The organism is Streptococcus sp. ACS2, assembly GCF_000525585.1.
In the GTDB taxonomy this organism is placed as follows: domain Bacteria; phylum Bacillota; class Bacilli; order Lactobacillales; family Streptococcaceae; genus Streptococcus.
The window spans coordinates 1-10,822 of the sequence record NZ_JALT01000044.1; the positions used below are offsets into that span (position 1 = coordinate 1).

The 10,822-nt window shown below is 39.5% G+C and carries 2 protein-coding genes and 1 pseudogene; 1 reads left to right on the forward strand and 2 read right to left on the reverse strand.

All coding sequences use genetic code 11. The annotated features are described in order from the left end of the window. Nucleotides 1–3,449: Ig-like domain-containing protein (locus tag HMPREF1517_RS10100; protein WP_198017479.1), on the reverse strand; the 3,449-nt coding region annotated here is incomplete at its 3' end. A gap of 576 nt (nucleotides 3,450–4,025) precedes the next feature. Here HMPREF1517_RS10100 and HMPREF1517_RS09070 point away from each other — a divergent pair. After that, a pseudogene (locus HMPREF1517_RS09070) lies at nucleotides 4,026–4,526 on the forward strand (transposase); the annotation flags it as partial. A gap of 136 nt (nucleotides 4,527–4,662) precedes the next feature. Here the strand turns inward: HMPREF1517_RS09070 and HMPREF1517_RS09075 are convergent. Then, on the reverse strand, nucleotides 4,663–10,822 hold a 6,160-nt coding region (locus tag HMPREF1517_RS09075), incomplete at its 5' end, for an SspB-related isopeptide-forming adhesin (protein WP_037601447.1).

Genomic DNA, 10,822 nt, shown 5'->3' on the forward strand with positions numbered 1-10,822 from the left:
CCTGATGGGTCTGTCGCTGTCGCTGTCACATTACCTACTGGAATATCTTTCGTTGGAGTGATAGTTGCTACACCTTGGTCGTTAGCTGTTGCTTCACCAATCTTGTTGCCATCTTTATCGTAGAGGGCTACTGTTGAGCCTGGCTCTGCACTCACTTCAACTGGATCTTTAGTTCCGGCTTTACCTGTTAGATCTGTCTTAACTTCTGGTTTAGCTGGAGCTGTTGTGTCTGTCGCAACTTTTGGTTCACTTGCGTCTGATGTGTTTCCTGATGGGTCTGTCGCTGTCGCTGTCACATTACCTACTGGAATATCTTTCGTTGGTGTGATTGTTGCTACACCTTGATCGTTAGCTACGCCTGTTCCAAGACTGTTGCCATCTTTGTCGAACAACTCAACGGTTGATCCTGGCTCTGCACTCACTTCAACTGGGTCTTTAGTTCCGGCTTTACCTGTTAGATCTGTCTTAACTTCTGGTTTCGCTGGAGCTGTTGTATCTTTGACTACAAATTCTGTTAATGGTTTTGTATCTTTAGAACCATCTTTATAGGTTACAACAACATTGTTTCCATCTTTTTCCACTTTATCAACAACTTTTGAAGCATCTTCTACTTCCTGACCTTTTTTGTCAGCTAAACGTGCATCTGGATTGTTTTGAGAATATTCAACTTTAACTTTCTCTTTAATTTTTTCAAACTCTTTATCAGTAACATTGTTAGCATTTGATACGGTTACTTTATCTGCTTCTGATGGAGTTTTGATATCATATTTTTTAGTTTGTGCTTTTAATACGAAAGTTACTGCACCTGGGTCAGTCAGGTAAGTACCAACTACTTCTCCATTATTTTTAGTTTTTGTTGCATTATTGGAAATCTCTGCACCATCTGTATCTGTTGCTGTTGCAAAACGAGTTACAAGCTCCAGAGAGTCGTTTTCTGTTTTTGGAAGTCTACTTTCAGCAATACCAGAAACTTGTCCAGTAACTTTAATTTTTGCTGGTGTAGCAGTTTCAGAATTAATCGCTGTTACAGTGTAGCCCCATTCATTATTTTGTTTTTCTGGGTTCCCATCAATATTATTTAAGGCAATATTTCCACCTTTTCTTAATGATGCGGATTTAATTTTTCCAGAATCGTCGTTAAAGGTAATATCAACGTCAGCTTCTTCTCCAGTATATAGATAAACTTCTTTTTTGTTTGGAGCTGGATCTGAATATGGAATCTCTACTGTAGGAGCCTCGTTTTGACGTGCAGGATTTACAACTACAGTAACTTCAATCTCGTTTGACTCTTTACCTTGGCTATCAACGGCTTTATACTTAACTGTATAAGTGCCTGGGGTGTTTGTATCAACTGTCTTGGTTGCTGTGTTTCCATTTACTGAAACGACTTCAGCATGTACCTTATCACCTAGTGTTGCTTGAGCATCATCTTCTTTATCTGCCACTGTCACAAGAGAAGTAAGGTCCAGTTGAGCACCTTGTTCGACAGTTTTTCTGTTTCCTTCAACAGCTGAAGCAATAGTTGGTGCCTGGTTTTCTACTGAGCGCGATTGCCATCCAGCCACACTTGAGAAACCACCTTCCACCACATTTGAGATAGATGATACTTCTGTACCTGCAATCTTATCAGCCATTGTGAGGACAATCGTATCTTGGAACTTACCGTTCTCAACTGATTTGACAGTTGCCTTATCTGACTTTTGTGACACCCATGCAGCTGATAAACTGTCACGTTTGACAGGAACTTCAACTGTTTGACCTGCAGTATCTGTATAGCGCAAGTAAGCAATACCTGCATCATGAGGAACCTTAAGAGTAACCTCTTTTTGTCCTGCTACAACTGCATCCTGGTTAGTAGTCAAGCTTGAAGGTTCAACCGTTGTCTCACCGATTGATACTGGAACTGTGCGACGACTACTTTCTGTTCCGTCAACCGTTTGAGTCACCTGAACAGTTTGACGTGGTTTGATAGTCGTACCCTCACCCTGATTGTTGTTCAAGGCTGTTGGAAGCTCACCTGTAGTCCAGTTACCACTACTGTCAACAGTGACGTTACCGATGTTTTGCTCCTGACCATCGATATAAAGTTTGATAGTTGCCCCTGGAACCCCTGTCCCTGAAAGAGTGCTTGAAGTCGACGCCACTGTCTGAACAGGAACATTGATAGAAGTGTTCGTCAAGTTTGGAGTCACACTTGGTGCACCAACCTGACTAACCAAGTTCTTGTCGTACTTACCTGAGATAGCATACCAGTTATTCCTTGGTAGCCCTGTCTTGGATTCAACTCCGGCAATATAAGAAATGACTTGTGATGAGTCTTCAACTATTGTACGGTACTTAATAGTAAACTTGCGAGCACTAGAACTATTAGATAATTGGAGGACATATACCTTTTTTGTATCCCCCATAACACCGCTAAGACCATCTACATTATTGTAATCCCTTCCGACAGTATTTTTGACACGCCATTCAAGTTTATTACCTGCGTCAACATACTGAACACCTTCTGCATTTGCTGAACCAGCACCTGATTCTTTATTTGCATCCTTCCAGCCATCGCGATCTGCGTAAGCACCAGCGTAATCTGTCACAACATTGTAAGGGTCAGATACATTCTTTGGAATTGTGAAATAGTAGTATCCTCCCATCCTATCGTACTGAGCCTCGTTAAAGGTTACAGTCCACTCTAATACTGGGCGACCTTGACCAGATGGATCAGTTGCGACTGTCTTCCCATTGACTACCTCATAGTCGTCCAACTGTCTGTATTCAATCTTAGCACGTTGAGTTGGAGTCCCACTGTTTACTTGAGCAGTTCGATTTTGGTAAACATATTTAATATCTCTTCCTTCCATCGAACGTTCTTGCCCTACTGCACGACGACTACGCACACGAGGCACATTTGCCGTTTCTGACACAGTAACATTATTTGCACTAGCGCTCACTGAGCTTGCTGTAGTCGACGATGTTGTAGAAGCTGTGACTGAACGAGATGCCTCTGAAGCAGTTGCTGGTTTTGCAGTTGATACATTTGTTGAGCCTGTAACTTCTGAAGCAACTACTGGACTTGTTGAGGTTGATGCTGATGAAGCCGGCGCTGAACTTGTAGCACTTGTTGAAGCTGGTGCTTCCGAACTTACTGCTACACTTGATGCAACTGAGCTTGTAGGTGCAACCGACGTCGCTGTAACTGTTTCAGTAGCTGCTGGTGCTACCGTAGCAGTTGCTGCACTTTCTGGTGCTGTGCTTGGCGAAGTGGTGGTCGAGACTCCTTCACCTTGACTTGCACTTACAGCTGTAGCTGCAACTGTTGCTCCATCAGATGTCGTTTCATCCGCTTGAGCTGTGTGACCAATCATGATCAAAGTACCAAGCAAGACCGAGCAGACTCCGATATTCAATTTACGAATCGAGAAACGACTCTTCTTACTAAAGATATCTTTACCCATATTTCCTCCTAGACAAGGAATCATTAGATTTTGATTGCTCTTGTCTCTTCTAAAAATAATATAAATTGAATTTCCCTAACATAAAATATATCATATAATTAGAATTGAATCAATATTTTACCATCATAAAATTAGTTTTCTCTATTTTTTTAAAATAACTTAAGCATTATCCTTTCAAAAATATTATTTTTTTACACCCTCTTTTTATACAGAACCTATAAAACTTTACACATATAATTCAAAATATAAAAAAAGCTTTTTATCCAAAGCCTTTAGAGCACCTTATAATGTTAACGTATATTACTTTTTAAAAGCATTACAATTTTCGAATCATAGAATAATTCTCACGTTTTACACTCTCAACATTTATAGGTACACTCATAATAAAACTAATAACCAAGTATAAATATGCATATTTTTAGATTTATTAATGCCATTAAATTAAAAAGATATCAATAATTTTAATGATTGTTTTTTTCATCAAGCTTTATTTTTAACTGAATAATTAAAAAAATATTCTATAATGTCTGTAATGGCTAAAACTGCTATAGAGATTATAGAGCCTGTATTTTTAATACTAAAATTGCCATTATGAACCAGTTCGATAAGAAATCACTACCCTATCGAGCCTTGAAAAATCACTGGCGACTCCTGCAAAAGGTCAGCCGTGGGCTATCTCCCAACTCTTTTTTTCCGTCAAACTTTAGTACCACATGAAATCATTGAGAAGACATTGGTCTTTTCAGAAGAGTTCGCTAATACCTACAAACTTTACCAGCTCTTACTATTTCACTTTCAGGAGAAGAGAGTAGATGAGTTCTTTGAGTTGATAGAGGAGAACATGAGCAAGGTCAATCACTACTTTCAAACGGTCTTTAGGACTTTTCTTAGACACAAGCAATACATCAAAAACGTACTAGAAACTGACTATTCAAACGCAAAACTTGAAGAGACTAATAAGTTGATCAAAGACATCAAACGGTTGGGCTTCGGTTTTAGAAACTTCATCAACTTTAAGAATCGTGTCTTCATCACTCTGAACATACATAAAAAGAGGACCTATCCGGTCCTCTCTAGATATTAGCTTTTCGTCACCCACTACAGTTGACAAGGAGCCCACAAAAGAGACCCACCCCTATCGGGATGAGTCTCTTTTTTCGAAAACTGAAATAGTCTAACTAACTATGTTGAGGGATTTAACCTATGAACCATCTTAGTCTTCTTTTTTGCGTTTTCCTGCCAAACCAAGTCCAGCTGCCGCAAGGATTCCTCCGAAAGCCATAGCTGCCATAGACGCATCATCACCTGTTTCAGGGAGTGCTGGTCCTTTAGGAGCTTCTGGTGTAGTTGGTGGTGTCACTGGTGGAACCACTGGAGTTGGAGGAGTCGGTGGTGTTGGTGGTGTTGGAGGAGTTGGTGGTGTTGGTGGTGTTGGAGGAGTCGGTGGTGTCACAATATTGTTGAACTCAGTATCTTCTGGCAATTGAGAAGTTACTGTCAAGACTTTACCGTCTTTAGTTACTGAAACAACGACTGTAGCAACCATCTTATCGTAGGTAACAGTTGCATCGTTACCTTGTACTTCTTCTACTGTGTAGACGTGAGTACCTTCTTCACCACGTTTGTACTCAAGAGCTGAGAACTTGATCTTACCGTTAGCATCATTGCTTACAGTTTCAATCACATTACCCTTGCTGTCTTTAAGTACGAAGCTAAACTCACCAGCTTTAAGTTCACGACCTTCAAGTTTCTTAGTGAATTCAAACTCAACCTTAGTTGGGATATTGACTACACGTTTTTCTGTTGGTTTTTCTGGTTTTTCAACAGATTTCTTAGTTGGGTCGTATTGGTGAACGATTTGTGACGCAGTATTTTCGATGTCTACACCATCTTTAGCAGTGCCTTTGATAGTTGCAGGAATATCGAACTTGTAGTAGCGTCCGAATGCCAATTTAGCAGTATCGATCACTTGAGTATTTTCTGCATCACCGAGTGACTTAGTAAGGTCAGACTTAGATGTTGCAGTGATTACACCATTTTCAACCTTGATGTCGAACTTAGCTGTCACATCTTCTCCTGTTACAGAGTCGTATGCTTTAATATCAGCAACATTGATGTTCAAATTTTCGCTGTCATATTTATCTGTAACACCTACAGATTGGATATTGTGAGCGTCAGTGAAGTTAGTTGTGTCGAGCCATACTTGGTAGACAAACTTATCACCTTTCTTGAGTGTCTTAGTATTGATATTTTCAGCTTCGTTGTTAGCTGTGTTGTCAGCGTAAGGATCCTTGTTAGTATCGCCTACTTTATCTTTCAACTCAGCATCATCGTCAACAAGTTTCATACCAGTGATATCGAATTTCTCTTTAGAAACAACGTATTTCTCTGGTTGGAACTTAGGTTTTTCTGGTGGACGAACAGTATTGTTGAATTCTTTATCTGCTGGGTCGTTCACTTTAGTGATAAGAGCTTTCGCTTTACCATCATGTGAGACTTCAACAGTGACAAGAGCTTTCATTGAATCGTAAGAAACAGTTCCGTCAGTACCCTTAACTTCTTCTACAGTGTAGTTGTGAGTACCTTCTTGACCTTTCTTGAATTCAAGAGCAGCAAATTTAACGTTACCTGCAGCGTCGTTCTTAACTGTTTGAAGGATGTTTCCATCTTTATCTTTAAGAACGAAGCTGAATTCGTCCGCTTTAAGTTCACGACCTTCAAGTTTCTTAGTGAAGTTAAATTCAACTTCAACTGGGATGTTTACGACACGTTTTTCTGTTGGTTTTTCAGGTTTCTTAACAGTCTTACTTTGTGGATCGTATTGGTGAACGATTTGTGAGGCTGTATTTTCGATGTCAACACCGCCCTTAGCAGATTGTTTAATTTCTGCTGGGATTTCAAACTTGTAGTAACGTCCGAAGGCGAACTTAGTTGTGTCGATAACTTGTGTATTTTCTGCATCGCCAAGTGACTTAGTAAGGTCAGCTTTAGATGTTGCAGTGATTACACCATCAACAAGAGTGATATCGAACTTAGCTGTCACATCTTCTCCTGTTACAGAGTCGTATGCTTTAATATCTTTAACGTTAACAGTCAAGTTTTCGCTGTCATATTTATCTGTAACACCTACAGATTGGATATTGTGAGCGTCAGTGAATTTAGTTGTATCCAACCATACTTGGTAGTATACTTTATCACCTTTCTTGAGTGTCTTAGTATTGATATTTTGAGCTTCGTTGTTATCAGTCTTATCAGCGTAAGGATTTGCGTTAGTATCTGCAACCTTATCTTTCAATTCGCTATCATCGTCGAGAAGTTTAACTCCTGTAAGATCGAATTTAGATTCGTTAAGGATGTATTTCTCTGGGTTGAAGTCTGGAGTATCTGGAGGAGTTACTTTGTTGTTGAACTCTTTATCAGCTGCATCTGTCACGTTAGTGATAAGTGCTTTAGCTGTTCCATCATGATTAACTTCAACTGTAACAACAGCTTTCATACCGTCGTATTGAACTGTGCCATCAGTACCTTTAACTTCTTCTACTGTGTACTTGTAAGTACCTTCTTGGCCTTTCTTGTACTCAATAGCTTTGAACTTAACGTTACCTGAAGCATCGTTCTTAACAGTTTCGATGACATTTCCTGCTTCATCCTTCAATTGGAAGCTGAATTCGTTTGCTTTAAGCTCACGGCCTTCAAGTTTCTTAGTGAAGTTGAACTCAACTGAGATTGGAACGCTGTTTACACGTTTTTCAGTTGGTACCTTAGGTGTTTCAACCTTCTTAGTTGTTGGGTTGTAGTAGTGAACAACTTGTCCAGCTGTATTTTCAATATCTACACCACCAGGAACAGTGTCTTTAACAGTGGTTGGGATATCAAATTTATAGTAACGACCAAAGGCAAACTTAGTTGTGTCGATAATTTGAGTGTTTGCAGCATCACCAAGTGACTTAGTGAAGCCATCTTTAAGGTTAGCTGTGATTACACCGTTTTCAACTGTGATGTCGAATTTAGCGGTAACATCTTCACCTGTTACTGAATCGTAAGCTTTAATCTTAGTAGCGTCAAGTTCCAACTTAGTTTCGTCGTAGTCATCAGAGATACCAACTGTTTGGATGTAATCCTTGTTGTTGGCGTCGAATTTAGTTGTATCGAGCCATACTTGGTAAACAAGTTTATCACCACGTTTAACAGACTTAGTATTCATGTTTTCCAATTCGTTGTTTGATGCATCATCAGCGTAAGGATTAGCATTTGTATCTGCAACCTTGTTAGCCAATTCTTTATCATCATCAACGAGCTTAGTACCTGTGATATCGAATTTTGCTTCAGAAACAACATATTTTTCTGGTTGGAACTTAGGTGTTTCTGGTGGGCGAACTTTGTTGTTGAACTCTTTATCGTTAGCGCTTGAAGCGAATCCGCCTGTTGAAGCGTGGTTAACGACAGTTGTGAGAACTTTGCCTTCCTTAGTAACTTCTACTGTTACAGTTGCTTTCATAGCATCATAAGTGATTGAAGTATCTTTACCAGCTACTTCTTCAACTGTGTAAGTGAATGTCTTACCAAGATCTGCTTTGCTGAACAAGAGTTTTTCAAACTTGATGTGACCATCTTTATCGTTGGTTACTGTTTGAAGAACCTTGTTGTCTTTGTCTTTCAATACGAAGCTGAACTCACCTGCAGTCAACTCACGGCCTTCAAGTCGTTTAGTGAAGTTGAACTCGAGTGGAACTGGAACGTTGTTTTCACGTGTTTGAGTTGGTTTTTCAGGAGTTGTAACTTTCTTATTGAATGGGTTGTATTGGTGAATTGTTTGGTTAGCTGTATTTTCAATATCTACACCGTCGTTAGCATCAATGTCTTTAACAACAGCTGGAATATCAAATTTATAGTAACGACCAAACTCGAATTTAGTTGTATCGATGACTGGAGTAGCATCTGTTGCACTAATAGCTTTAGTCAAGCTTGCTTTAGATGTACCGTAGAGAACACCATTTTCAACTTTAATATCGAACTTGTCTGTAACATCCTTACCAGTGATACCATCGTAAACCTTGATTTCAGAAGCGTCGATATCGAGCTTAGCTTCTTCGTAGTTATCTGTGATACCAACTGTTTGAAGGTTGCTTTCTGCAGTGAAGTCACGAGTATCAAGCCATACTTGATAGTAGATCTTTTGACCACGTTTGAGGGTCTTACCATTCAAGTTTTGGATTTCAACTTTATCAGCTGAATCGTCGTCATCAGCAAGTTTATTACCAATGATGTCGAAGCTTGGTTCTGAAACAACGTATTTCTCTGGTTTGAAGTTAGGAGTTACGTTGTTATCGAAGACACGATCGTCACCTCCATAAGCATCTCCACCTACTGTAGCGTAAGAGATAACTGTTGACAATTGATCTCCTACTGAAGGTTGGATAACTTGAACAGTAACATTGACTTTCATGTTATCGTAAGTAACAGTTGTATCAGTTCCTTTAACTTCTTCTACTGTGTAGTTGAATGTCTTACCAAGATCTGCTTTAGCATAGTTGATAGTAGAGAATTTAACTTTACCTTCGGCATCATTCTTAACTGTTTCAAGAACATTACCTTTTTCATCTTTCAATTCGAAAGTAAATTCTTTATCTTGCAACTTACGTCCGTTAAGTGTCTTACCGAAGATCAACTCGATAGCAGTTGGAACGTTGTTAACACGTTTTTCAGTTGGTTTGTTTGGTTTTTCAACAGTCTTAGTAGTTGGGTTGTAGTAGTTTACAACTTGAGCTGCTGTATTTTCAATTTCAGCACCATCGTAAGCACCGTCAGTAACTTTAGCTGGGATGACAAACTTGTAGTAACGTCCAAATTCGAACTTAGTAGTATCGATAACTTGAGTGTTTTCTGCATCGCCAAGTGACTTAGTGAAGCCAGCTTTAAGGTTAGCAGTAATCACACCGTTAGCGATTGAGATGTCAAACTTGTCAGTAACATCAGCACCAGTCTTACCATCGTAAGCCTTGATATCTGATTGCTTAACTTCCAATTTAGCTTCATCATAATCATCAGTGATACCAACAGTTTGGATGTTATCCTTATTGTTTGCATCAAATTTAGTTGTATCAAGCCATACTTGGTAGTTAATAGTGTCGCCACGTTTAACAGCTTTAGTATTGATGTTTTCTGCTTCGTTGTTATCAGCTTTATCCGCATATGGGTTCACATTTGTGTCTGCGTACTTATCTGTCAACTCTGCATCATCATCAAGAAGTTTAGTACCAGTGATATCGAACTTACCGTTACCATCGCTAAGAACGTATTTCTCTGGTTGGAACTTAGGTTCTTCTGGAGGTGTGACACGGTTGTTAAATTCTTTATCCGCAATGTCGCCTACAGTCGCGATAAGAACTTTAGCTGTTCCATCGTGTTTAACTGTGACTGTTACATTCGCTTTCATTGTGTCGTATGTAACGGTTGCGTCTGAGCCTTTAACTTCTTCTACTGTGTAGTTGTGTACGCCTTCTTGACCCTTCTTGAACTCAAGTTTAGAGAACTTAACGTTACCTGATGCATCGTTGCTTACAGTTTCAAGAGTCTTACCTTCTGAATCTTTAAGCACGAAGCTGAATTCGTTAGCTTTAAGCTCACGGCCTTCCAAACGTTTAGTGAAGTTGAATTCCACTTCAACTGGTACGTTGTTAACACGTTTTTCAGTTGGTTTGTTTGGTTTTTCAACTTTCTTAGTTGTTGGGTTGTAGTAGTTAACTACTTGAGCCGCAGTATTTTCAATATCCACACCACCAGGTACATCAGCTTTAACTGTTGTTGGGATGTCGAACTTGTAGTAACGTCCAAAGGCGAATTTAGTTGTGTCGATCACTTGAGTGTTTTCTGCATCGCCAAGTGACTTAGTGAAGCCATCTTTAAGAGTTGCAGTAATCACACCGTTGTTAACAGTGATATCGAATTTATCAGTTACTTCTGCACCAGTTACTGAATCGTAAGCTTTGATCTTAGTAGAATCAAGATCCAACTTAGTTTCATCGTAGTCATCTGAGATTCCTACTGATTGGATGTTGTCCTTGTTAGATGCGTCGAATTTAGTTGTATCCAACCATACTTGGTAAACCAACTTGTCGCCACGGTTAACAGTCTTAGTATTCAAGTTTTGAGCTTCGTTGTTTGAGGCATCGTCCGCATATGGGTTCGCATTTGTGTCTGCGTACTTGTCTGCCAACTCTTTATCATCATCAACGAGCTTGTCACCTGTGATATCGAATTTCTCTTCAGAAACAACGTATTTCTCTGGTTGGAACTTAGGCTCTTCTGGTGGTGTTACACGGTTGTTAAATTCTTTATCCGCAATGTCGCCTACAGTCGCGATCAGAACTTTA